The organism is Patulibacter brassicae, assembly GCF_033949425.1.
In the GTDB taxonomy this organism is placed as follows: Bacteria; Actinomycetota; Thermoleophilia; order Solirubrobacterales; family Solirubrobacteraceae; genus Patulibacter; species Patulibacter brassicae.
Genome location: NZ_JAXAVX010000010.1, coordinates 86,728 through 109,851, shown reverse-complemented (window position 1 = coordinate 109,851; position 23,124 = coordinate 86,728). Strand labels below are relative to the sequence as shown.

23 protein-coding genes are annotated in these 23,124 nt (G+C 76.3%); 10 read left to right on the top strand and 13 right to left on the bottom strand.

Annotation, left to right across the window (positions count from 1 at the left end; translation table 11 throughout):
- Nucleotides 1–38 precede the first annotated feature (38 nt).
- From SK069_RS15945 to SK069_RS15930, 4 genes are read right to left on the bottom strand one after another with little or no spacing between them, the layout of a single operon-like run.
- Nucleotides 39–890, bottom strand: coding sequence for an ABC transporter permease (locus SK069_RS15945; RefSeq protein WP_319955242.1), 852 nt, complete (start codon nt 888–890; stop codon nt 39–41).
- Nucleotides 887–1,627: an ABC transporter ATP-binding protein gene (locus SK069_RS15940; RefSeq protein WP_319955241.1), complete on the bottom strand. Its 741-nt coding sequence runs from the start codon at nt 1,625–1,627 to the stop codon at nt 887–889. The genes SK069_RS15945 and SK069_RS15940 overlap by 4 nt, the downstream gene beginning before the upstream one ends.
- Nucleotides 1,624–3,255: a VWA domain-containing protein gene (locus tag SK069_RS15935; RefSeq protein ID WP_319955240.1), complete on the bottom strand. Its 1,632-nt coding sequence runs from the start codon at nt 3,253–3,255 to the stop codon at nt 1,624–1,626. Before SK069_RS15935 ends, SK069_RS15940 begins: the two co-directional genes overlap by 4 nt.
- 28 nt (nt 3,256–3,283) lie before the next feature.
- Nucleotides 3,284–4,186: an AAA family ATPase gene (locus SK069_RS15930; protein ID WP_319955239.1), complete on the bottom strand. Its 903-nt coding sequence runs from the start codon at nt 4,184–4,186 to the stop codon at nt 3,284–3,286.
- Nucleotides 4,187–4,257: 71 nt separating this feature from the next.
- Here SK069_RS15930 and SK069_RS15925 point away from each other — a divergent pair, with 71 nt between their 5' ends.
- A complete protein-coding gene (locus SK069_RS15925) occupies nt 4,258–4,569 on the top strand; it encodes a hypothetical protein (RefSeq protein WP_319955238.1) in 312 nt (103 codons plus the stop codon).
- 5 nt (nt 4,570–4,574) lie between these two features.
- On the opposite strand, the gene SK069_RS15920 is transcribed toward SK069_RS15925, so the two are convergent.
- The 4 genes from SK069_RS15920 to SK069_RS15905 all read right to left on the bottom strand — a co-directional run bounded on the left by SK069_RS15920 (nt 4,575) and on the right by SK069_RS15905 (nt 8,610).
- Nucleotides 4,575–5,594, bottom strand: a complete 1,020-nt coding sequence (locus SK069_RS15920) for a hypothetical protein (protein WP_319955237.1) — start codon at nt 5,592–5,594, stop codon at nt 4,575–4,577.
- The gene (locus SK069_RS15915) at nt 5,591–5,992 is read right to left on the bottom strand and encodes a hypothetical protein (RefSeq protein WP_319955236.1); all 402 of its coding nucleotides are present in this window, start codon (nt 5,990–5,992) and stop codon (nt 5,591–5,593) included. The genes SK069_RS15920 and SK069_RS15915 overlap by 4 nt, the downstream gene beginning before the upstream one ends.
- The gene (locus SK069_RS15910; protein WP_319955235.1) at nt 5,989–7,179 is read right to left on the bottom strand and encodes an ArsA family ATPase; all 1,191 of its coding nucleotides are present in this window, start codon (nt 7,177–7,179) and stop codon (nt 5,989–5,991) included. The genes SK069_RS15915 and SK069_RS15910 overlap by 4 nt, the downstream gene beginning before the upstream one ends.
- 84 nt (nt 7,180–7,263) lie before the next feature.
- Nucleotides 7,264–8,610, bottom strand: coding sequence for a D-glucuronyl C5-epimerase family protein (locus SK069_RS15905; protein WP_319955234.1), 1,347 nt, complete (start codon nt 8,608–8,610; stop codon nt 7,264–7,266).
- Between the two features lie 127 nt (nt 8,611–8,737).
- Between SK069_RS15905 and SK069_RS15900 the strand changes: the two genes are divergently transcribed.
- On the top strand, nt 8,738–9,796 hold the full coding sequence (locus SK069_RS15900; RefSeq protein WP_319955233.1) for a hypothetical protein: 1,059 nt from the start codon (nt 8,738–8,740) through the stop codon (nt 9,794–9,796).
- A gap of 40 nt (nt 9,797–9,836) precedes the next feature.
- On the opposite strand, the gene SK069_RS15895 is transcribed toward SK069_RS15900, so the two are convergent.
- On the bottom strand, nt 9,837–10,763 hold the full coding sequence (locus tag SK069_RS15895; protein ID WP_319955232.1) for an alpha/beta hydrolase: 927 nt from the start codon (nt 10,761–10,763) through the stop codon (nt 9,837–9,839).
- 204 nt (nt 10,764–10,967) lie between these two features.
- Entirely contained in the window at nt 10,968–11,396 is a 429-nt protein-coding gene (locus SK069_RS15890) for a hypothetical protein (protein WP_319955231.1), read from the bottom strand.
- Between the two features lie 142 nt (nt 11,397–11,538).
- On the opposite strand from SK069_RS15890, the gene SK069_RS15885 reads away from it, so the two are divergent.
- The 3 genes from SK069_RS15885 (at nt 11,539) to SK069_RS15875 (ending at nt 14,987) form a co-directional block, all read left to right on the top strand.
- Complete coding sequence (locus tag SK069_RS15885; protein WP_319955230.1) at nt 11,539–12,027, top strand: PadR family transcriptional regulator; 489 nt, start codon at nt 11,539–11,541, stop codon at nt 12,025–12,027.
- Between the two features lie 139 nt (nt 12,028–12,166).
- Entirely contained in the window at nt 12,167–14,191 is a 2,025-nt protein-coding gene (locus tag SK069_RS15880; RefSeq protein WP_319955229.1) for a 3-hydroxyacyl-CoA dehydrogenase/enoyl-CoA hydratase family protein, read from the top strand.
- A gap of 10 nt (nt 14,192–14,201) precedes the next feature.
- Complete coding sequence (locus tag SK069_RS15875; protein ID WP_319955228.1) at nt 14,202–14,987, top strand: SIR2 family NAD-dependent protein deacylase; 786 nt, start codon at nt 14,202–14,204, stop codon at nt 14,985–14,987.
- 1 nt (nt 14,988) lies between these two features.
- Here the strand turns inward: SK069_RS15875 and SK069_RS15870 are convergent, their stop codons facing one another.
- Nucleotides 14,989–15,849, bottom strand: coding sequence for a hypothetical protein (locus tag SK069_RS15870; RefSeq protein ID WP_319955227.1), 861 nt, complete (start codon nt 15,847–15,849; stop codon nt 14,989–14,991).
- A gap of 17 nt (nt 15,850–15,866) precedes the next feature.
- Nucleotides 15,867–18,302, bottom strand: a complete 2,436-nt coding sequence (locus tag SK069_RS15865) for a lytic murein transglycosylase (protein WP_319955226.1) — start codon at nt 18,300–18,302, stop codon at nt 15,867–15,869.
- Between the two features lie 211 nt (nt 18,303–18,513).
- Here SK069_RS15865 and SK069_RS15860 point away from each other — a divergent pair, with 211 nt between their 5' ends.
- The gene (locus tag SK069_RS15860; protein ID WP_319955225.1) at nt 18,514–18,900 is read left to right on the top strand and encodes a hypothetical protein; all 387 of its coding nucleotides are present in this window, start codon (nt 18,514–18,516) and stop codon (nt 18,898–18,900) included.
- Nucleotides 18,901–18,921: 21 nt separating this feature from the next.
- Here the strand turns inward: SK069_RS15860 and SK069_RS15855 are convergent, their stop codons facing one another.
- Nucleotides 18,922–19,599: a phosphorylase family protein gene (locus tag SK069_RS15855; RefSeq protein WP_319955224.1), complete on the bottom strand. Its 678-nt coding sequence runs from the start codon at nt 19,597–19,599 to the stop codon at nt 18,922–18,924.
- An 86-nt stretch (nt 19,600–19,685) separates the two neighbouring features.
- Here SK069_RS15855 and SK069_RS15850 point away from each other — a divergent pair, with 86 nt between their 5' ends.
- The 4 genes from SK069_RS15850 to hpt all read left to right on the top strand — a co-directional run bounded on the left by SK069_RS15850 (nt 19,686) and on the right by hpt (nt 23,122).
- Entirely contained in the window at nt 19,686–20,069 is a 384-nt protein-coding gene (locus SK069_RS15850; protein WP_319955223.1) for a hypothetical protein, read from the top strand.
- Between the two features lie 244 nt (nt 20,070–20,313).
- Complete coding sequence (locus SK069_RS15845; RefSeq protein ID WP_319955222.1) at nt 20,314–21,465, top strand: adenylate cyclase regulatory domain-containing protein; 1,152 nt, start codon at nt 20,314–20,316, stop codon at nt 21,463–21,465.
- The gene (locus SK069_RS15840) at nt 21,462–22,439 is read left to right on the top strand and encodes a tRNA lysidine(34) synthetase (protein ID WP_319955221.1); all 978 of its coding nucleotides are present in this window, start codon (nt 21,462–21,464) and stop codon (nt 22,437–22,439) included. Before SK069_RS15845 ends, SK069_RS15840 begins: the two co-directional genes overlap by 4 nt.
- A gap of 125 nt (nt 22,440–22,564) precedes the next feature.
- Nucleotides 22,565–23,122: a hypoxanthine phosphoribosyltransferase gene (hpt, locus tag SK069_RS15835; RefSeq protein WP_319955220.1), complete on the top strand. Its 558-nt coding sequence runs from the start codon at nt 22,565–22,567 to the stop codon at nt 23,120–23,122.
- Nucleotides 23,123–23,124 lie beyond the last annotated feature (2 nt).

Sequence of the window (23,124 nt, the reverse complement as noted above, 5' to 3'; positions counted from 1 at the left end):
CGGGAAGCGTTGCGCGTGCGGGGTGAGCGGGCGCCGGGTCACCGGGCACCGTCCGATCCGCGATGCGCCCAGGGTGCCAGGAAGCGCTGCGCGGCGGCGAGCGCTCCGGTCGTCAGCACCGCGAACGCGGCGAGGATCGCGACCGCGGCGAGCGCCCGGTCGGTGGCGAGGTTCGACTGCGCGGACTGGATCGTGCGGCCCAGCCCGCCGTGTCCCTCCTCGCTGCCGGCGTACTCGGCGAAGACCGCCGCGATCGCGGCGATCGCCACGGAGACCTTCGCGCCCGAGAGCGCGGCCGGCAGGGCGGCGGGCAGCTCGACCCACCGCAGGCGCTGCAGGCGCGAGGCGCCCATCGTGCGCAGGAGGCGGGCGTAGGCGGGGTCGACCCGGTCCAGCGCGTCGAGGGTCGCGACGGTGATCGGGAAGAAGCAGATGATCGCGACGATGGCGACCTTCGGCGCGACGCCGAAGCCGAGCCAGAAGACGAGGATCGGCGCCAGCACCGGCAGCGGGATCGCCTGCGAGCCGACGACGAGCGGACCCAGCAGCGCCCGGACGACCCGCGAGAGGTGCATCGCGAGGGCCAGCAGGGCGCCGACGGCGAGCGCCGCGAGAAGGCCGAGCGCGATCTCCTGGCCCGTGACGCGGAACGCGTCCCAGAGGATCGACCGGTCGTCGACCAGCGCCGTGCCGACCTGGCTGGGCGGCGGCAGCAGCAGGTCGTCGACGTCCGCGAGCCGGCAGTACGCCTCCCACGCCCCGAGGACGACGAGGGGCCCGAGCAGGCCGAGCGCGATCCGCACGGCGAGCGGCAGGGCGCTGCCGGACGCGCGCCGCGCGCGTCGCGACGCCCGTGCGCCGGGGACCGGGTCGGGAGCCGGGGCGCTCACGCGGGCGCCCCGGCGGCGATCGCGGTCTGCAGCGCCTCGTGGATCGTGCGGCGCGCCGCCACGATCGCCGCGTCGGTCGCCGTGCGGTCCCGGGCCGGCCCGGCGTCGATCGCGACGGTCGCGGTCACCCGGGCGGGACGCGGCGAGAGCACGACGACGCGCTCGGCCAGCAGCGCGGCCTCCTCGACGTCGTGGGTGACGAGCAGGACGCTGCGCGACCGCTCCGCCAGGCGGTCGGCGAGCCAGTGGCGCAGCGCCTCGCGGGTGATCGCGTCCAGCGCGCCGAACGGCTCGTCGAGGCAGAGCAGGTCGCGGTCGCCCGCCACCGCGCGCAGGAACGACACCCGCTGGCGCATGCCGCCCGACAGCGCGTCCGGCGCGCTGCGGGCGAACGCGCCGAGCCCGACGTGATCGAGCAGCCCCTGCGCGGTCGCGCGGGCCTCGCGGCGCGCCGTCCCCGCCACGCGCAGCGGCAGGGCGACGTTGTCCCGGGCGTCGAGCCAGGGCAGCAGGAGGTCCCGCTGGGGCATGAGCCCCGCGGGGCGGGCGTCGATCGACCCGCCGTCGGGCTGCTGGAGCCCGCACGCGAGCTCCAGCAGCGTCGACTTGCCGCACCCGGACGGGCCGACGAGCGCCACGACCTCGCCGTCGGCGACGTCGAGGTCGATGCCGTCGAGCACCGGCAGCGGGCCGAACGCGTGGCGCAGGCCGCGCGCGGTCAGCGCCGCGGTGCTCACCGCCGCGGGGGAGCCTGCGGCTCGACCGGGCCGACGCGCGTGAGCGCCGCGACGAACGCCTCGAGCTGGTCGGCGGTCCAGCACTCGTGGACCTGGCAGAACGGCGCGTAGCGGCTGATGACCGAGTCGCCGTAGTCCCAGTAGAGCCGCGGCTCGGGGTTCAGCCAGAAGGTCCGGCCGGCCCGCTCGGCGATCCGCGCGAACGCCGCCTCGGCCGGCTCGCGCCCGTTCGTCCGGGCATCGCCGAGGACGATGACCGTCGCCCGGGGGTGCAGCTCGTCCTCGGTCCGCTCGAGGAACTCGCGCCAGACGCGACCGTAGTCCGTGTAGCCCGAGACGTCCGCGACGCCGGCGTCGCGCCCGATCGCCTGCGCGACGTCCTGGAACTCCCGCTCGCGCTCGAAGAGCTCGGTGACCTCGCTGATCCGCTCGACGAAGACGAACGAGCGCATCTTGCGGAACGCGTCGTGCAGCGCGTGCATCACCGAGAGGAAGAAGAGCGACGCGCTCGTCACCGACGTCGACACGTCGCAGAGCACGAAGATCTCCGGCCGCCGCGGCCGGATGGCCTTCTCCTTCACGTCGACCGGCACGCCGCCGGTCTGCAGCGACGCGCGCAGCGTCGCGCGGAGGTCCACCTGGGTCCTGCGCCGGCGGCCGCGGAGCTCGTGGCCCTGGGTGTTCAGGCGCCGCTTGAGCTGCCGGACGACGCGGTGGACCTCCGACAGGTCCTGGCCGGGCGAGCTGGGCAGCGCCCGGTCCATCTGGTTCAGCGCCCGGGCGGGCGGCAGCTCGCCGACCTGCTCGATCCGGCGGCGCTCGAGCTCCTGGCGCAGCGCCTGCTCGAACGCGCGGATCCCCTCGCGGGGCAGGCCCTGGCGCCGCGGATCGTCCTCCGGCGCGTCGGGGTTCGGCTCGGCCTTGAGGTCCAGCGCACGGCGGATCCGCTGGACGTCGACGCCGACGACGCCGGAGCCCTGGACCTGGCCGCCGACGCCGGCGATCGCCAGGCGGGCGAGATCGGTCAGCGCGCCGCCGTCGTCGCCCGTCGCGATCGCGCGGGCGATCGCCTCCCGCAGCGCCTCGAGGTCGAGCTCGCCCCCGCCTCCGCCGGCGCCCTCGCCCTCCTCGGGGCCCTCGCCGGACGCCGCGTCCCCGCCGTCCTGGGCGGTCTCGCGCAGGTCGGCGTCGGTCGCGTGGTGGCGCAGCGCCTCCGCCTCGCCGGCGCGGAAGAAGAAGCGGTCGAAGACGAGATCGAAGACGCGGCGGTCGTCGGGCGACTTCGCCAGCGTCGCCGCGAGCGTCTCGCGGAACGGCTCGCGCGCGGTCCAGGGGATCGCGTCGAGCGCGGCGAACGCGTCGAGCAGCTCGCTCGTGCCGACCGACATCCCCTCGCCTCGCAGCTCCTCGCCGAACGCGACGAGCTGCCCGGCGAGCCCGCCGGTGGCGGGGGCCGAGGCGTGGATGGCCGCCTGGCGGAGCTTCCGGGCGCTCGCCTGGTGGGCGGCCGCCCGGCCGGCGCCCGGGGTCCCCGCGGCGATGCCCGGCCGGTCGCCGGGCGCCAGGCCGCCGACGCTGGAGCGCAGGCCGTGGATGGGACCGGAGGGACCGGCGCCGCTGCTGCTCATGCCGCCTCTCGCCTCCCGCGCCCCGGCGTCAGTCCGCGGCGGCGGGCAGGCGCACGCCCACCCGCTCGGCGACGAGGTCGAGGTCGGTCCGGTGCTTCACGATCACCGACAGGGTGTCGCGGAAGACCCGTTGGTCGAGGTCCTCGGCGCCGAGCAGGAGCAGCGTCCGCGCCCAGTCGATCGACTCGGCGATCGACGGCGGCTTCTTCAGGTCGAGGTCGCGGACCTCGCCGACGACCTCCACGAGCCGGCGCGACACCGTCGCCGACAGGCCCGGGACCCGCGAGCGGACGATCTCCAGCTCGTGCTCGAGCTCCGGGTAGTCGAGCCACAGGTAGAGGCAGCGCCGCTTCAGCGCCTCGGTGAGCTCGCGGGTGTTGTTCGAGGTCAGCAGGACGACGGGCTGGGTCGTCGCGGCGACCCGGCCGAGCTCGGGGATCGTGATCTGGAAGTCCGAGAGCAGCTCGAGGAGCATCGCCTCGAACTCCTGATCGGTCTTGTCGATCTCGTCGATCAGCAGCACGACGGGCTTCTCGCTGACGATCGCCTGCAGGAGCGGCCGGCGCAGCAGGAACTCCTCGCCGAACACGTCGTCGCGGACGTCGCCCCAGCCGCCCTCCTCCTGCGCTCCGGCCGGAGCGCCGTGCTCGGCCTGGATCCGCAGCAGCTGCTTGCGGTAGTTCCACTCGTACAGCGCCTTGGCCTCGTCCAGGCCCTCGTAGCACTGCAGGCGGATCAGGTCGCGGTCCAGGACGCTCGCGAGCGCCTTGGCGAGCTCCGTCTTGCCGACGCCGGCGGGGCCCTCGACGAGCACCGGCTTGTCGAGCTGGATCGCGAGGTGCGAGACCAGCGAGGTGCGCGTGGCGGGCAGGTAGCCGACGCCGCGCAGCGCGGCGTCGAGCTCCTCGACGGATGCGGGAGTCACGGACACGACCCCGATTCTATGGGCGACCCGGGTCGGGCCCGCGGACCGGCGTGCGGTCGCTGTGGGATCCTGGGCCGGTGGAGGGGACCCCGATCGGCCTGCTCGCGACCGCCATCTCGGCCACGGTGGTGGTCGTCGCGATGGGCGTGGCGATGGCGATCGTGCTGCTCGGGCACCTCGTCCGGTCGCGCGCGACCGTCGCCACCGGCATCGTGCTGCTCTTCGCCGCGACGTTCGGGATGCTCGTCGGCGGCTTCGGGGCGTGGCGCGACAGCCCCGGCCCGGCTCCCGACCCGCTGCGGGGCACCGAGGTGCCCCAGAACGAGACCCAGCGCGAGTCGCGGGAGCGGCGCGAGGCCGAGCGGGACGCGCGCGACCAGCAGCCGTAGGCCGCTCAGCCGCGCTCGTCGCGCGGCGGCTCGCCGTGGGACGGCCGGCGGGGCCGCGCCGGACGCGGGTCGTCGGCATCGATCCCGGACTCGCGCAGCAGCCGCGTGGCCTCGGAGCGCCCGAGCGCGCGCGTCCGCTCCTCGTCGGGGGCCGGCGGGCGGGGCCGGGGACGCTCGACGACGGCGTCCGGCACCTCCCAGCCACCGTCGTCGGACCGCGCGGGGCGCTCGCCGGTACCGGCGGCGGGTCGCTCCTCTCCGCGCGAGCGCGCGACGCGGGTCTCGGGCTCCGGCATCGTCGTGCGCTCGCGCCGACGCGTCACCCGGGTCTCCGCGTCGGGCGCCGGACGCTCCTCGGCGACCTCGCGGCGGCGCGCGACGCGCGTCTCGGGCTCCGGGGTCGCGGGGCGGCTGCGGCGGCGCTCCTCGCGCCCGACGACGACGGTCGCCGGATCCACGCGGGGGCCTCGCGGCTCGGGGACCGGGCCGCGGCGCGGCGCCCCGGCGCGCCGCTGGTCCAGCCCGCACGCGAGCAGGAGCCCGACGGCGGCGAGGCTCGCGAAGATCCCCCACGAGAGCCCGACGGAGCGACTGACCTGTCCCACGATCTCCGTGTCGGGGCGGTCGAAGAGGCGGTACACGACGAGCAGCCCGACCCACCCGGCGGCCGCGACCACGAGCGTGCCGTCGGGGAACGGGAGCGAGAAGCGCCGGTCGGTCGCCCGGCCCCAGGTGAGCGCGAGCACCGCGCCGCCGACGAGCAGGACCGCCGCCTCGACGAACGAGAAGGCGCCGAGGGCGGAGATCGTGTTCTCCGTGATCGTCGCCCGGCGCGTGCCGACCGGCGTCAGCGTCTCGGTGTACCACGGCGCCTGGAGGCTGATGAGGACGACGATCGCCGCCACCGCCGTGCGCTGCTGGGCGCTCGTCAGCGCGCCCCACGCGCGCAGCGGCCCGCTCGCGGACCGCGGACGCGCGCGGCGCTCGCGCCGGCGCGGCTCGTCGTGCTCGCCCGGGTCGCTCATCCGATCGGGATGTCCTCGACGTCGGAGGCGGCGGCCGGTCGGGACGCGCCGAGGCCGCCGGGGGCCGCGCCGGGCTCCAGGCGGGCGACCCACCAGTCCAGGATCGCGCGGACGAGCAGCAGCAGCTGCCGCAGGACCTCGGTGACCTGCGCCTGGAGCTCGTCGGGGAGCAGGTCGCGCAGCGCGCGCAGGAGCGACGCGAGCGCCGAGACCTCGTCGGCGCGCGAGGCGCGCTCCTGCGCCGAGGCCCAGCCGGCGGGCGGGACCTCGCCGGCGGCCTCGGCGGCGCGGGCGGCCTCGGCCTCGGCGTGGAGGCGCTCGGCGGCCTCCTGCGTGGCGTGCACGCGGCGGCGCAGCTCGTCGAGCGGGTCGTCGGTGCTGGGGGTCGCGTGGCTCATCGCTCGGCGGCCACCGGCGCGCGGAGGGTCACCTCGAGCGTCCCGTCGCGGAGGGTGGCCTCGTGGGGACGATAGTGCGCGATCGGGTCGGGCAACAGGACCGTTCGCCGCCGGCCGGCGACCTCGACGACGAGCTCGTCGCCGGAGCGCCGCAGCCCGACCTCGCCCCGCTCCGCCAGGCCGACGGCGATCCGCAGCCGCGCGACGTCGCCCTCGACGACGAGCTCGCGCCCGTGGCCGGGGTGCAGGCGGGCCGCGGGATCGTGGTCGGGGTACAGCGCCGCCGCGAGCCGGTCCAGGGCGGCGTCGCCGATGACCTCGGCGTCGTAGTACGGCGCCCGCAGGACCGGCAGGGGGGCGAACGCGGCGTCGATCTCCTCCAGCAGCGCCTGCTGGCGGTCGCGCCAGCCGGCGAAGTACGCGCCGACGTCGGCGGGGAAGAGCCGGTTCACGACGATCGCGTCGGTTGCGATGCCGTGCAGCGAGAGGTACGTGTACGTGCGGCGGGCCTCGTCGACGACGATCCGGTCGGCGGTCGTGACGAGCCGGACGCTCAGCGCGTCGCCGTCGCAGAGCAGCTCGCGCATGGCGAGGAGGTTCGCCATCAGGCGCCCGAGCTCGTCGAGGACCTCCCCGTCCGGGACCGTGATGTCCAGGACGGCCCGGGCGAGCGGCCGGGCGGCGCCGAGCAGCTCGCCCTGGCGGGGGACGATCCGGTCCAGCCACCAGCGGGCGATCTCGGGGAAGGCGAGCAGGCGCAGCGTCTCGCCGGCGGGCGCGCAGTCGACGACGATCGCGTCGTGGTCGCCGCGGTCGCGCAGCTCGACGATCCGCAGCAGCGCGAGCAGCTCCTCCAGCCCCGGGGGCACCGTGAGCTCCTGGGCGGAGATCCGGTCGACGCCGCGCCCGACGAGGCTGCGACCGGCCCACGCGCGGACCGCCGACCAGTGGCGGGTCAGCTCGGCCTGCGGGTCGACCTGGAGCCCGTCGAGCCGCTCGGCGACCGCCGTCGGCTCCGCGCCGATCGGGCGACCGAGCACGTCGGCGAGGCTGTGCGCCGGGTCGGTCGAGAGGACGAGCACGCGCCGGCCGTCGGCGGCGAGCCGCCGCGCGGTCGCGGCGGCGACCGAGGTCTTGCCGACCCCGCCCTTGCCCGTGTAGAGCACGATCCGTGGCCCCGGCGCCATCGTGCCGCGGGAGTCTACGAGGCCGGGTCGCGGCCGTCCGGGCGTCGCGGTCCCGGGACGGCGCGACCGCCGTCCCGGACCGGCTCAGCGATCCGCGGGCGACTCGCCCGGGCCGGGCTGCAGCAGCCCGTCCGCGAGGCCGACGGTCGGCTCCTCCCGCGGCGGCGGCGCGGTCGCGGCGCCGCCGGCGGCACGGCTCCGCGCCTTCGCGCCCGGGCCGTTCGGGGTCCTCTGCAGGTACGCGGTGTAGCGCTCGGCGGCGGCGCAGTAGGGGGCGGCGGGCGGCGGGGCCACCCCCGCGGGGACCGGCTGGCCGGCCGCGAACGCGACCGCGTCGGCCTCCAGCGCCTTGCAGAGCCCGCGCACGAGATCCCGCGAGAGCACGTGGTACGAGACGGTCGCGTTCGCCCCGCCGAGGCTGTAGCGCGTCCAGCGCCCCGTGTCGTAGGCGGGCAGCTCGGCGCGCAGCTCGCGCTCCGCCCGCACGTAGGCGGCGCCGACCTTCGCGTCGCCGGTGCTGAGCGCGACCTCGCGCAGGCCGGACACGGACTGCGCGAAGGCGTTCAGGACCCGCATGCGGGTGAACGTGTAGAGCAGGATGTGGTCGCCGGCGGGGCGCTTGTACCGCGCGCCGCTCGTGGGGGCGCGGCGCACGAGCGAGACGGCCCGCAGCGCGGTCGTGCGGTGGCCGGCCTGGCCGGTGCGCCCGGCGAGGCGCGTCAGCGCCTGCATCCCGGTGATCTGGGCCATCCCCGAGCCCCACGGTGGCGCGCCGCCGCCGAAGTCGAAGAGGTACTGCCAGCTCGGGCCGCCCGCGCGGCTGGAGGCCAGGCGCAGCGCCTCGTCGCCGATCGCCTGCTGCTGGGCGAGCTTCTCCGGGTTCGTCGTCGTCCCGAGCGCGTTGGCCAGCCCGAACGTCCCGAGCCACTGGATCTGCAGCCCCTCGCCCACGTAGTACTGCCAGACGAGCGGGCTGCCCGGGACGGTCGGCCGGGAGCCGGCCACGGGGATCGGGCGCGACGTCCACCAGTCGCGGTTGACCTGCAGCGTCAGGAAGACGCTCGGGGCCAGCGACGCGCTGATCCGCCCCCGGCGGGCCATGTCCTCGGTGTTGTCCAGCACGCCCTGCAGCTCCCGCGCCGCGGTGCTGCGCTTCGGCAGGGACCGAACGGCGGCCCGCGCCTGCCGGTACGTCGCGCGCCACGCCCGCCGGTCGGCGAGCGTGATCGAGCCGGCCCGGCGCAGGCGGGTGAGCTCCCCCTCCACGGTCCGCTTGGGCTTCTTCTTCGCCGTGCTCTTCGCCGCCTGCGCGGCGGGCGGAGCGAGGGACGACGACGGGGGAGCGGCGAGCACGAGCGCGGCGACGAGGGCCGCTGGGGCGGCGACCCGGGACGTCGCGCGCCCGGCCGAGAGGGGCGTCCGGAGGCGCATCGGGCGATGGTAGGCTCGCCGCCTCGCGCAGCGCGCAGGTTCTCGCCCGCGCCCTGCTCCGCGCTCACGTTCGCTCCCGGCCCGGCCCCGGAGCTCCTCGATCCGCTCCCGTGCACGCCGCCCGACCATGAACGCTCGCTCCCGCCGGCGCGCCCTGCCCGCGCTGCTCGTCCTCCTGCTCGGCCTCGCCGGCGCGCTCACCGCGTGCGGCGGGTCGGAGTCCGCCACCGACGTCGTCGCCCGTGCCTTCGGCAAGGGCGACCCGATCAAGAGCGCGACCGTCGACGTCTCGCTCGACCTCTCCGGCGAGGCCGCGGGCGGCCAGCCGCTGAAGCTCGGCCTCAAGGGCCCGTACAAGACCGAGGGCAAGGGCGCCGCGTTCGACTTCGCCGTCGACCTCGGCAGCGCGCTGGCCGCGGCCGGTGGCGGCAGCGGCGCCGCGGGCCAGGGCCAGATCGGCCTCCTGAACGTCGGCGGCAAGACCTACGTGAAGCTCGGGGGCCAGCCGTTCCTCGTGGGCGAGGACGTCGTCCAGGACCTCCAGGACGACGAGCGCAAGGGGGAGGGGCTCTCGTTCTCCTCGCTCGGCATCTCGCCGCGCTCGTGGCTGACGGATCCGAAGACCGTCGGCGACGAGGAGCTCGCCGGCGAGGACGTCACCCACGTCCGCGCGGGCGTGGACCGCGACCGCCTCGCGACCGACCTCGTGAAGCTCATCGATCGCGCGGGCAAGGCGTCGGGGGCCGACCAGGCCAAGCAGGCCGCCGACACGGTCAAGCAGCTGCGCGGCGACCTGCAGAAGGCGACGATCGACGTCTGGGCGGCCGACGGCGACGGCGCGCTGCGCCGGATGAAGCTCGACGCGACGCTGAAGTCCGGCCGGATCGTCCTCGACTTCGGCCTCAGCAAGATCAACGAGGACGTGAAGATCGAGGCGCCGCGCAACGCCCCGAAGCTCCAGGACGCGCTGCAGCTGCTCCAGGGCTCGACCGGCAGCGCCTCGGGCAGCGGCACGGGGTCCTCGGGCGCGTCGGGTTCGTCGTCGGGGGGCTCGTCGTCGGGCAGCTCGTCGTCGGGCGGCTCGTCGTCCGGGGGCGGGGCCGCGGGCTCGAGCTACGAGGCCTGCGTCCAGCGCGCGGGGCGCGACATCGAGGCCCTGCAGCGCTGCGCCTCGCTGGCGCCCTGATCCCGGAGCGGGGCGGCGCCGGCGGACGCCGGCCCAGCGCTCACGCCGGGAGCTCGTCGAGCAGGTCGGCGAGCCGCGCGCGCAGCAGGTAGTGGCCCTCGTCGGCCAGCAGCCGCAGCCGGCCGCGCGGCAGCCGGCGCTCGATCTCGCGGGCGTGGGCGACCGGCACGGTGGCGTCCTGCGCACCGTGGACGAGGACGACCGGCGCCCGCACCGACTCCAGGGCGAAGCCCCACGGCTGCAGGACGAGCCGGAGGTCGGCCAGGAACGGCCCGGCCCCGCGGCGCGTCGCCGCGAGCGCCGCCGCCACGAGCTGCCCGCGCTCCCCGGCGTCGAGCCGCCGCCGGTCCGCGCCCGACGCGGGCACCCCGACCGCGGTGCCGAGCAGCCCGGGGTGGCGGTGCAGGATCCCCACGAGCCGGTCGCCCCAGCGGTGCGCGGCGGCGGGCCGGCGGACGAGCACGCGCCCCAGCCGCAGCGCGGGGGTCGTCGCCACGGCGGCGCCGGGGCCGACCACGGGTGCGATCCCGCCGGCCACGACCGTGCCGTGCAGGCGCGACGCAGGCACCTGGTGCGCGCAGGCGAGGGCGTACGGGCCGCCGGCGGAGACGGCCAGCAACCCGAACCGGCCGATCCCGAGCGCGTCGACGAGCGCGAGCAGGTCGGTGGGCCAGTCCGGCACGCGGCGCCCGGCCAGCGGGTCCGAGGTCCCGAACCCCGGACGGGACGGCGCGATCAACCGGATGCCGCGGCCGTGCAGCACCCCGAGCATGCGGGGGTCGGGCGACAGCGACGTCCCGACGGCGCCGTGCAGGTAGACGACGGGTCGGCCGTCGGCGGGCCCGTAGTCGGCGTAGCCGAGCCGTCGTCCGTCGGGGAGGCGGATCGCCGACGTGGCGGCGGCCGGACCGGCCCGGCCGGCCGTCGGCCGCGGGGCGCGAGTCGGGAGGGGCCGGGCGGGTCGCACGGCCGGACCCTGCCGCCGCCGCCGGGCCCGCCGGGTGAAGATCCCGCCTCCCGGGCGTGGCCGTGCGGTGAACGCGAGCCGCAGGCCCCCTCCGGGTGCCCCGGGACGGGACCCGGCCCCTCGGGGTGTCCCGGGCCGTGACGTTCCCGGTGGCTGGGACGGTGGTCTCGCCGTCGCCCGGGACGGGACCCGGCCCGCTTCTCCCTACGGATCGAGGCGCTCGAGCAGCTCGGCGACCTCCCGCTCGACGTCGCCCTCCGGCTCGCCACGGCGGCGGCGGCGCGCGTTGCGCGCGTCGACGACCGCGCGGGCCTCGGCGACCGTCTCCGCGTCGTGGCTGCGTGCGGGCCGGTCGTCGAGCAGCTGCCGCAGCTCGGCGTCGACGTCGGCGGCCTGCTCGCCGCGGGCGACGCGCCGCCGGTTGCGCGCCTCGAGCATCTGCCGGATGTCGTCCTCGCGCAGCGCGGCCGACTCCTCCGCGCCGCCGCTGCCGCCGGACCCGGCGGGCGGGCGCAGGTCCATCCCGCCGGCGCCGATCTGGTCGAAGGCCTTGCCGTTCAGCAGCACGCCGATCGCGACCAGCCCCGAGACGACGACCAGCGTGAAGACGACGATCGTGATGGCGGTCCCCACGCGGAGCAGTCTGACGGACCGGCGGGCGGCCGTGGACGCCGCACGCCGCGACGCCACGACCGCCGCCGCCGCGGAGCGCTCCCCGAGGGGGCTCCGGGGCGGCCGTCCCCGCCGTCGCCGTGGCCGTGCGATGCTGGACGGCGTGTCCCCCTCGCCCTCCCTCGACCGGCGCAGCGCGGCCCGGAAGGCCGCCCGCGAGGCGGCCCGGGCGGCCACCGACGCGCCGGCGCACGGGGAGGCGCCCACCGGACGCGGCGGGAGCCGGACGAGCGGGGGACAGGACCCGCTCGCGGGGGCGCTGCGCCGCGCGGGCCTCGTGCGCCTGCTCGTCCTGCAGTTGCTGGACGAGGCCGAGCCCGCGTACGGCAATCGCCTGATCGAGCGGATCCGCGAGCTCTCCGCCGGGCTCGTGACGGTCAACCCGAACACGATGTACCCCCTCCTGCGCGCGCTGGAGGAGGACGGCTTGGCCACGGGCGAGTGGGAGCATCCCGTGCGGCGCTCCCGGCGCTTCTACCGCCTGACCCCGGCCGGCGAGGCCGAGCGGGAGCGCCTGCGGGAGGAGGTCCTCCCGGCCCTCGACGAGGTCGCCGAGGCGGTCAGCGCGCTGCGGCACGAGCTCGGCGGCTGATCGCGCCCGGCCGATCGGCGCTGGCTCGGCCGGCCCGACCGCGCGCCGGACGCGCGAGCGCATAGTGTTCGCGCCGCCGCCGGCGCCCGCCCCGAGGCCGCGCCGGCGCGGTCATCGATCCCCGAGGAGTGGAAGCCGCATGTCGTTCGTCTTCAAGGCCGCAGTCGTCGGCGCGGGCACGATGGGCGGGCAGATCGCCCAGACCATCGCCGCTGCCGGCATCGACGTCGTGCTGAAGGACATCAAGCAGGAGCTCGTCGACCAGGGCATCGAGGCGGCGCGCCAGGCGAGCGCCGGGGCCTTCAAGAAGCAGGTCAAGCGCAAGAAGCTCACGCAGGAGCAGGCCGACGCGGCGATCGAGGAGATCATCGGTCGCATCCACGGCACGCTGACCTACGACGGGTTCGGCGACGTCGACTTCGTCATCGAGGCCGTCCCGGAGAAGCTCGAGATCAAGCAGGCGGTCTTCGCCGAGCTCGACGCGGTCACGCCGGGCCACGCGATCCTCGCCTCGAACACCTCGGGCCTCGCGATCACCGACATCGCGGTCGCCACGACCCGCCCCGACAAGGTCGTCGGCACCCACTACTTCTTCCCGGCGTCGGTCATGCCGCTGCTGGAGATCGTCGAGGGCGAGCTCACCTCCCCCGAGACGATCGCGACGACCTACGCGTTCGCCCAGGCGACGAAGAAGCAGCCGATCGTCGTCGGCGAGGGCCCGGGCTTCACCGTCAACCGCCTGCTCGCCGCGGGCCTCTCCGAGGTCTTCCGGGCGCAGGAGGAGAACGGCCTGTCGATCCAGAAGATCGACGAGGGCCTGCGCGGTCGCGCGCTGCCGATGGGGCCGTTCTTCCTGCTGCACTCCCTCGGACTGGACCCGTCGCTGCACCTCCAGGAGCAGATGGTCGAGGAGGTCGACGAGGGCGACACGTCCGGCGCCGCCCGCTTCTACGTCCACAAGCGCCAGCAGGAGCTCGTCGCCCAGGGCGACCTCGGCGCGAAGACCGGCGAGGGCTTCTTCAAGGCCGACGGCAGCCCGAACGTCGACGGCGACGCCGACCCGGACATCGACGAGCTCGTCAACCTGTCGCACCTCGCGCAGGTCCGCGAGGCGTCGCTGCTGATCGAGGACGGCGACGCGAACCACCGCGACATCGACCTCGGCATGGCGGCCGGCACCGGCCTGGACCCGCGCCGCGGCATCCTGCCGCCCCTCCTGAAGGCCGACGCCGACGGCCTCGACGTCATCCTCGAGCGCTTCGAGCAGGCGCAGGAGCGCTACGGCGACCGCTTCGAGGCCCCGGTGCTCGTGCGCCGCCTCGTCGCGCAGGGCCGCCTGGGCGCCAAGAGCGGCCAGGGCTTCTACGTCTACCCGCAGTACGACGACGAGCAGCCGGGCACCCTCGTCAAGGTCGAGACCCGCGACCACGGCGTCCGGATCGCCTGGCTCGACAACCCGCCGGTGAACTCGATCTCGCCCGACCTCGTCGCCGACCTGCGCAAGGTCTGGGACGCGGCGAAGGCCGACGGCGTCCGCGCGCTCGTCCTCGCCTCGGCGTCGCCGATGTCGCAGGTCTTCTCGGCCGGCGCCGACATCAAGGCGTTCACGACGCTCGGCCCGGACAGCGCGAAGCTCCTCGACGACGCGCACGCGCTGCTGCGCGAGTTCGGCGAGAGCCAGATCGTCACGATCGCCGCGGTGAACTCGCTGGCCTTCGGCGGCGGGTCGGAGCTCGCGCTCGCAGCGGACGTCCGGATCGCCGCCCGCTCGGCCGTGTTCGGCCAGCCCGAGGTGAAGCTCGGGATCATCCCCGGCTTCGGCGGCACGCAGCGGCTGCGTCGCCTCGTGGGCGACGCGAAGGCGCTCGAGCTGAACCTCGTCGGCGACCCGATCCTCGCCGAGGAGGCGTACGCGCACGGCCTCGTGAACACCGTGGTCCCGGACCACGAGCTGCTCGACGTCGCGCTGAACTGGGCGCGCCGCCTCGCCGGCCAGGCGCCGCTGGCGATCGCCGAGATCAAGAAGGCCTCGGCCGTCGCGGATCTCGACGCCGGCATCCAGGCGGAGAAGGACGGCTTCGCGAGCGTCTTCGCCACGGAGGACGCCAAGGAGGGCATCGGCGCCTTCATCGCCAAGCGCGAGCCGCGCTGGCAGGGCAAGTAGCCCGACGCGGATGACGGGTCCCGCCTCCTACGACGAGCGGCACGAGCGGCTGGCCCGCCTCGTCCACGAGGCGGGCTCGGTCGTCGCGCTCACGGGGGCGGGGATCTCGGTCCCGTCCGGGATCCCGGACTTCCGGACCCCGCAGACCGGGATCTGGGCGAACGTCGATCCGATGGAGGTCGCGCACGTCGACGTCTGGCGGCGCGACCCCCAGCGGTTCTGGGCGTTCTACGGGCACCGCTTCGCCGTCCTCGGCGACGTGCGGCCCAACGACGCGCACCGGACGCTCGCGGAGCTCGAGCGGCGCGGCCGGCTCGACGCCGTGCTGACCCAGAACATCGACCTGCTCCACGAGAAGGCGGGCTCGCGGGACGTCGTGGAGCTCCACGGCTCGATCGCCGGCACGCACTGCCCGGCGTGCGGCGCCCGGGCGAGCCTCGAGGAGACGCTGCGGCGGATCGAGGCCGCCCCCGATGGCGTGCCGCGCTGCGCGGAGTGCGGCGGCGTGCTGAAGCCCGACGTCGTCCTCTTCGGCGACATGCTGCCCGTCGCGGCGCTCGAGCGGGCCGAGCAGCTGGCCGCCGGGGCGGACGTCCTGCTCTGCATCGGCAGCTCGCTCGTCGTCTATCCCGTGGCCGAGCTGCCGCGGACGACGCTGCGCCATCGCGGCCGCGTGGCGATCGTCACCACGAGCGAGACGCCCTACGACGAGCTGGCCGCGGCACGGCTGGACGGCGACGTCGTCGCCGAGCTGCAGGGCCTCCTCGCGGCGCTCGACGCCCTCGAGGCCTCGTAGCTCAGGCGAAGCGCTCGCCGACGCGCCGGCCGTCGTTGCGCCGGCGCAGGGCCGTCGTGGTCTCGCGCACGAGGTTGCGCACGAGCTCGAGCTGGTCCTCGTCGAGGCCGCCGCGGACCGCGGCCGCCGCGAGGTCGGCGACCGCCCGGCGCTGGTCGCGCAGGCGGTCGATCGCCGGACCGAGCTCGGGCGCCGCGCGCCATGGCTCCAGCTCGGCGATCGCCGCCTCGACGGCGACGCGCAGCTGGAGCGCGGCCTCGCGGGTGCGACCGCGCAGCAGGTCCTCGCGCGCCCGGAGCGTCAGGAGCTCCGCCGCCAGGACGGCGTCCCGGCCCGCGAGGAGGTCCGCGAGCCGCTCGTCGGGCCCCATGCCGCTGCCGCTGCGCCGCACCCGCTGCGGGGCCGCGCTCGCGACGGTGATCGGACGCGCCTGCGAGAGCTGCCCGTCGGCGGCCTGCTCCCCGGTGCCGTAGCCCAGCAGGGCGGCGCTCAGGTCCTGTGCGCGGACCGAGCGCGGATCGGTCTCCTCGGCGGCGGCGGCGTGCAGGTGCAGCAGGCGCCCGACGCGCTCCAGCGCGGTGGCCAGCTGCGGCCGCGGGTCGGCACGGTGCAGCCAGCGGTCGGGGTCCTCGACGTCGAGCGGATCCGCGTCGATGACCGTCAGGCGGACGGCGTCGATCGCGGGTGCCTCGTCCGACTCGCCGCGCCGGCGGCGGAACCTCGAGCGCGGGCGCTCGACGTGCTCGACGACGACGACCGCCTCGGGACGGTTCGCGTGTCCGCGCAGCATCCAGCGGCCGTCCGGGACGTCGACGCGTCCCGGGGCCTCGAGCCGGACGATCCGGAAGCGGGCGTCGGCCACCGGCGGAACCGGCGGCGTCAGTCGCCGGACTTCGGCGTCTTGATGGCGTACTTCGACGGCGACGTGAGCACCGTCGGGTTGTCGATCTCGCTGATCCGATCGATGAGCTTGATCCACTGACCCGGCTTCAGCACCTGCTCGACCTGCTTGCCGAGCTTGGTGCTGCCGGTGATCTGCGGCCGGTACCCGACGTGGATGTGATCGTCGTGATCGGGCAGCGACAACGTGTTGTCGGTCCCGGGGTAGGTCATCAGCGAGATGATCTGGTGCGGCTTCATCGCGCCCTGCAACTGCAGGATCAACCGGTTGGTCTGATCGGTGATCGACCCCGCACCCTGGGTCTTTCGCTCGATCCGGATCCCGTTCACCGCGGCGATGTCGACCGCGGTGCCGGTGGAGTGCTCGGAGACGTTGCCGGACTTCGACAGGATCGAGTGCCCGGACTTCAGCGAGGTGATCTGCAGTCGCAGGCCGTTGGCGGTGAGGTACTCCAGCAGCGCGAGGACGCGCCGGTCGATCGCGCCGCGCTCGATGTCCTGGCGGCCCGCGCCGTAGATGTCGAGGTCCTTGTTGGCCAGGACGCGCTGCACGAGCTGCTCCTTGCTCATCAGCAGCACCTGGCCGGCGGACGCGTTCTCGCCGAAGAACGCGTTGGACCCCTTCGCGCGGTAGACCGCGGTGGACTCCAGCAGCTTCCAGCCGTCGAGGACCGGCTTGGGATCGATCCGCGGCGCGCCCTTCCCGACCGGACGGACCTCGAACCGCAGGAACGGCGACGTCGTCGCCTCGCCCTGGTCGTTCGTGTTCTGCGGGGTGTTGCCGAGGCGGCCGAGGACCGTGCCGGCGAGGACGCGGGAGCCCTTCTTCAGGCGCTTCAGCGTCACGTCCTTGGCCGACAGGCCGTGGAGCGCGGAGAGGTAGGAGGAGTACCCGCCGTCGGCCAGCTGCGCGTTGGCGAGCTGCTCGGCGCCGCCGTGCTCCTGGGCGCCCGGGCGACCCGGGTTGGCGAAGACGCGCTGCTTGCCGTCGGTCGCGGCCTCCGGCGCGGGAGCCGCGGGGGCGTCGGCGGACCGCTGCGTACCGGCGGACGCGGCGCTCGTCGGCGCCGGATCCTTCCCGGGCTCGTCCTTCGCGGCCGCCGCCTCGCGCTCGGACCGCGCCACGGCGGCCGGCTTCGGGACCGGGTAGTACGTCGCGACCTTCTTGAGGTTGCCGTACGTGTAGGTGTTGCCGAAGGCGTCGCGCAGCTGGACGAAGCGCCCGAGCCGGGCGTTCTCGCCGACCTTCACGACCTCGCCGTCCTGGACGGCGATCGCGGCGGCCCCGTTGCGGGAGAAGATCTCCAGCGAGTCGCGGCCCTTCTCGGCGTCGACGGTCCTCGCGGCGTTCTTCGTCCGCTTGACCTTCTTGAGCTTCGCGACCGCGTCAGCGTCCGCACCCGCGTAGCGCGCCTTCGCCGCGACGGGGAACACGCCCTGCGTCAACCCCGTCAACGAGCCGACGAGATCCGGCGGCAACCCACCGACGAGCCGGGCGCGCAGCAGCACCGAGTCCACGTACCAGTCGGCGTGGTTGTAGGCGAAGATCGCCTTGCGCAGGTCCTTCTCCGCCCCCGCAGCCCGCAGGTACCGCGCCGCGGCGAAGATCGCGTCGACCGGGTTGTACGGATCCTTCTCCCCGTCCCCGTTGGCGTCGACGCCGTAGGCCTTCCACGTGGCCGGCATGAACTGCATCCAGCCCAGCGCGCCCGCGCTGGAGACGTTGAGGTTGCGGCCGTAGTCGGTCTCGATCTCGTTGATCGCCGCGAGGATCTCCCACCGCACGCCGTACTGGATGCCCGCGGCCTGGTAGATCGGCAGCAGGAACGGCGGGATCCGGAACCGATCGATGAAGAAGTTCGGCACGCCGACCGGCGCGGGACCGGGGATCGACTCCACGGTCCCGGGGTCGAGCGGATCGGGCTCGTTGACCTCGCCGGCGGCGGCGCGCTGGGCGGCGTCGCGCTGCGAGCGACGGGTGACCTTGCGACCGTCGGCCCGCTCGGCGGCGGCCTGCGCCCGCTCCGCGTCGGCCTTCGCCGCTCGCTCGGCGGCGTCCCGCCCGTCGCCGCCGCTGTCGTCGCTGATGCCGGCGATCGCGCGACCGGCCGGCGCGGCCTGGTCGGTCGCCGTCGGGGCCGCGGCCCCGGTCGTCGACTCGGCGGGCGTGGCCGGCGCGGCGGTGCCCGCGTCGGCGACCCGGATCACCGGCGCGCCCAGGTCGGGCAGCGGGATCTGGTCGACCGGCGTGCCGGGCGGCACGTCGACCGTCACCTGGACGACGCGCCCACCGGCGAGGGTGACGTCGAGCGTGCGGGCCTCCGCCCCGGCCTGGTGGACCGTGGCGCCGAACCCGGCGGCCACGGCACCCGCAGCGGTGAGGCCGGCCAGCAGCTTGCGCGTCGACAGCGACATAGATCCTCAGAGTCTCCTGGAGAACGGCGTCGAGAGCCCACCCTGGACGCCGGCCGCGCCACCCTACCACGGCTCCCCGGCGGTTCGAGGCGCCTCGCCGGGCCGTTCCACGCGCGCGTGGGGTCGTCGCGGCGTGCGGCGAGCCGCCACGGCGTAGGCTGCGCCGACCGGCGGTCCCTCGCCGGCCCCGACGAGCGACGGAAGGCTGAGCATGACCGGAGAGCCGAGCAAGGACCTGCGCGGGCGCGTGAAGGGCGCCGGCGAGGAGACGATCGGGAAGCTCGCGCAGGAGGTGCTGGGCAGTCCGCTGGTGACCGGCGCGGTCCAGCGCGCGATGGACGTGCGCGAGCGCGCCACCCAGGCGCAGGAGGCCGCCTTCGGCGCGCTGAACGTGCCCTCGGCCGCCGACATCGAGCGGCTGACCCGCCGGGTGCGCAACGTCTCGCAGCGGCTCGAGGCGATCGAGGACGCCGTGGACCGGCTCGACGACCGCCTCGCCGGCCTCGGCGGGCGCGCGGACCAGGAGCGGCTCGACGCGATCGCCGCGCAGCTCGACCGGATCGAGCAGGCCCTGGGCGACGCGCGCAAGGCGGACTGAGCCGCCGCGCGACGCCGACCCTCAGCCGGCCGCCGTCGCGTCGACGAGCGCCGCCGCGGCGGCCGCGCCGAGCGCCCGCCACCACGCGGCGCGCGCGGCCTCGTCCTCGTCGCCCCGCGGGAACGCCAGCACCGCCGCCGCGGGCACGCCGAGCCGTGCGGCGGCGCCGAGCAGGGGCGCCGTCTGCCGGTCGAGCGCGTCCATGCCGTCCAGCGACGGCACCGGCCCGCCGTCCTGCGGCAGCAGGTCGACGCTCAGGACGGCGACCGAGCGCCCGTCGCACGCCACGTCCAGCCGCTCGGCGAGCCCCGCCTCGGGCGCCGCGGTCGGGCCGAGGCCGAGCGCGGCGCTCGCGCCGTCGGCCGCGACCGCCGCGGAGACGACGTGGGGGAGGTTCGGGCGATCGGGCTCCACCGCGATCGCCGAGCCGGCGCGCACGACGCGCCGGACCCCGGCCGCGGCGAGCTCGGTGAGCACGGCCACGGCGCTCGGGCCGCCGGTGCCGGTGGACTGGATCGTGAGCGGCTCGCCGTCGGCGGCTCGCCCGGTGTAGCCCCACAGCCCGCGCTGGTGGTTGCTCATGAGCGGCCGCTCGAGCAGCGACTGCGCCAGCTCGAGCGCCCGGCCGGGGTCCCCGAGGACGATCGCCCGCTCGGCGACGGGGTTGACGAGGTGGAGCATCGGAGGGAGCGGCCGCACGGGCGGCGAGGATAAGCGCCGCGCCGGGGCCCGCGGCCCGCCGGCGCCGCCGGTCGCGCGCCGGGAGCCCCTCTAGACTCCGGGCCGTGGAGCCCGACCCGCCGCCCACCCCCGAGGACGCCGTCGATCCGCGGCGCGCCCGCGTCGAGGCCGTCCGCCGGGCGGTCGACCAGGCGCTCGTCGCCACCGCGACCTCCACGCGCACGCGCGCGGAGACGCTCGCCGACGAGCTCGGCCAGGTCGTGGGGCGGATGCGCGACACCGTCGGCGACCTCTCGAGCGCGGGCACGGTCGGTGCCGGGCAGCTCGCCGATGAGCTCCAGCAGGCCCTCGGACGGCTCGGGCGCTCGCTCGACGAGGCCCGGCCGGCGTCCGCCGAGGACGTCCGGCGGCTCGCGGCGCGCGTCGACGCGCTGGAGGCGCGCCTCGAGCGCGTCGCGCCACGGGACCCCTCCGACCCCGCGGCCTGACGGGGCGCGCTCGCCTTGACGGGGTGTCAGGGGGCGGTGTATGACTGAGGCACCGGAACCGACCTCAGGCCAGCGCGTGGATGGTGCGCCATCCGCGAGGCGCCGCCCCCGCCGGGGACGAGCGTCGACGGCCGACGGTGCGGGCCGCGATGCCCGCCGGCGGCGGGACCCCGCCGGGTCTCGCCGCCAGACGGCCGGCGTCGCCGCCCCGACGCCCGTCCCGGTCGAGCGGATCGCCGCGCTCGTGGGCGTCTCGACGAGCACGCTGCGTCGCTGGGCCCGCGAGGGGCTCGTCCCGGTGGAGGAGGACGGGTCCTGGTCGACGCGGTCGCTCCACCGCGCCCGGATCGTCCAGCGGCTGCGGCTCCGCGGCCGCTCGCTCGCCGAGATCGCCGAGGTCACCACGCGCAGCTCGCTGGCGCTGGACTACCTCGGCGAGGTCGTGACCGGCACGACCGAGCACGTCTCGATCGCCGACGTGGCGCGCGAGACCGGGCTGCAGGTCGCGCTCGTGCGGCGGATCGCCGAGGCGTTCGGCTTCTCCGAGGACGCGATCGAGCGGATGACGCCGACCGACGTCGAGCTCTTCCGCCACGTGGCGCGCGCGCTCGACGCCGGGTACCCGCTCGTGGCGCTCCTGCAGCTCGCCCGCGTGTACGGGCAGGCGCTCGGGCGGGTGGCCGACGCGGAGGTGCGGATGTTCCGGCTCTACGTCCGCGACCCCGCCGTGCGGGACGGCGGCGAGCCGCTCGCGGCCGCCGCGGAGCTGGCGGACCTCGCCCGCGAGGTCCGGCCGCTGGCGGACCCGATCATCCGTCACGTGCACCGGCGCTCGCTCGACTGGTTCATCGAGCAGGACGCCGTGAGCCTCGTCGAGCAGGCGCTGGACGAGGAGACGCTGCTCGGGCTCGGGCGGCTGCGCGTGGCGATCGCCTTCGCCGACCTCGCCGGGTACACCCGGCTGACCGACGAGCAGGGCGACGAGGAGGCGGTCGAGGTCGTCGAGCGGTTCGTCGACGCCGTCGAGCTCTCGCTCCCCGACGACGCGCGGATCCTCAAGACGATCGGCGACGAGGTGATGGTGATCGCGGACGACCTCGCGGCGCTCGTCGACTGGGCGGTCGGCTTCCAGGCCCTGCACCCGGACGAGCCGCGGCCGCGCATCGGCGTGCACCACGGCGAGGTCCTCTTCCGCGACGGCGACTACTTCGGACGGGAGGTGAACCTCGCGGCCCGCGTCGTGGCCCGTGCGGGCGGGGGCGAGGTGGTCGTCACCGAGCCCGTCGTCGCCGCGGCCGGCGCGCACCTGCGGTTCGATCCGATCGGCGCGGTCCGGTTGAAGGGGTTCCGCGAGCCCACGGCCCTCTACCTCGCCGACGTCGCCGGCGGGCGATGAGCGCCGCTCCGGCCGGCGACCTCGCGGGCCGGGTCGCCGCGACCGGGACGCTCGCCGCCGGCGCGCCGGTGGTCGTCGGCTGCTCGGGGGGCCGCGACTCGGTCTGCCTGCTCGACCTCGCCGTCCGGATCGCCGGGCCGGACGCGGTCCTCGCGGTCCACGTCCACCACGGCCTGCGCGGTGCGGACGCGGACCGCGACGCCCGCCACGTCGCCGGGATCGCGCGCCGACTCGGCGTGGCGTGCCGGCAGCTGCGCCTCGGGACGCCACCGCGCGCCGGGTCGACGGGCGCGTGGGCGCGCGCCGGCCGCGCGGACGCGCTCGCGCGCGCGGCGCGGTCCTGGGGCGGGCCGGGCGGACCGGCGCCGGTCGCCCTCGCGCACACGATCGACGACCAGGCCGAGACGGTCGTCCTGCGCGCCCTCTCCTCGCCCGGCCTCCGCGCGCTCGGCGGGATGGCGGACCGGGACCCCGGACGCGGGATCGTGCGACCGCTGCTCGCGGCCGGCGTCGCGCGGCGCGCGACCGCCGCCTGGTGCACCGCGCGCGGGCTCGACTGGCGCGAGGACCCGGCCAACCCGGTCGGACCCCGGGGGCGGGTGCGCGCCCTCCTGCGGGCCGCGGCCGCGATCGACGAGCGCGCGATCGGCACGCTCGTGCGCACCGCCGAGCGCGCGCGCGAGGACGAGGCCGCGCTGACGGCGGCCGGCGCGTCGCTCGTGCGCGCCGGCGACCCGCCGACGCTCGACGCCGCGGCGCTGCGGGCCGCTCCGCCGGCGATCGCCCGCCGGGCGCTGCGACGGCTCGCCGAGGACGCGCTCGGTCGGCCCGCTCCGCGGGTCGAGCGGCGGCTCGAGGACGTCCTGGCCCTCGCCGCAGGTTCGCGCGACCCGGCCGCGCTCGACCTCGGCGACGGCGTGCGGGTCGTCGTGGCCGCCGCCGAGCTGCGCGTCGAGCCGACGCCGCTGCGCTGAAGGGGAAGACGCGCCGAGCCGCGCGCGCAGCGGTCGGCGGGCGCGGGCGCGACGCACCCGGACGCCCGTCCGGATCGCGCGGGGACCCGCCGGCCCCGCGCGGCGACTCATCTACACTCGGCCCGGTGCGCGACCCGAACATCGGCGAGATCCTCATCCAGTCGGACGAGCTCCGCCGGCGGGTGGAGGTCCTCGGAGCCGAGATCAGCGCCGACTACGCCGGGCCGCCCGCGCGCGAGATCCACCTCGTCTGCGTGCTGAAGGGGGCGGTGCTCTTCGTCGCCGACCTCATGCGCCAGCTGACGGTGCCGTGCCAGGTCGACTTCATGGCCGTGTCCTCCTACGGCTCCTCGACCCGGTCCAGCGGGGTCGTGCGGATCCTCAAGGACCTCGACAAGTCGATCGAGGGCAAGCACGTCCTGATCGTCGAGGACATCATCGACTCGGGCCTGACCCTCCAGTACCTCCTGCGCAACCTCAGCTCGCGCAAGCCCGCGTCGCTGGAGGTCTGCTCGCTGCTGACGAAGCCGAGCCGCGCCGAGGTCGACGTCCCGATCCGGTACACGGGCTTCGAGCTGCCCGACCGCTACGCCGTCGGCTACGGCCTCGATCTCGATCAGCGGTACCGCAACCTGCCCTACGTCGCGGCCCTCACCGACGAGGCCGTCGCGGCCGCCGGCTGAAC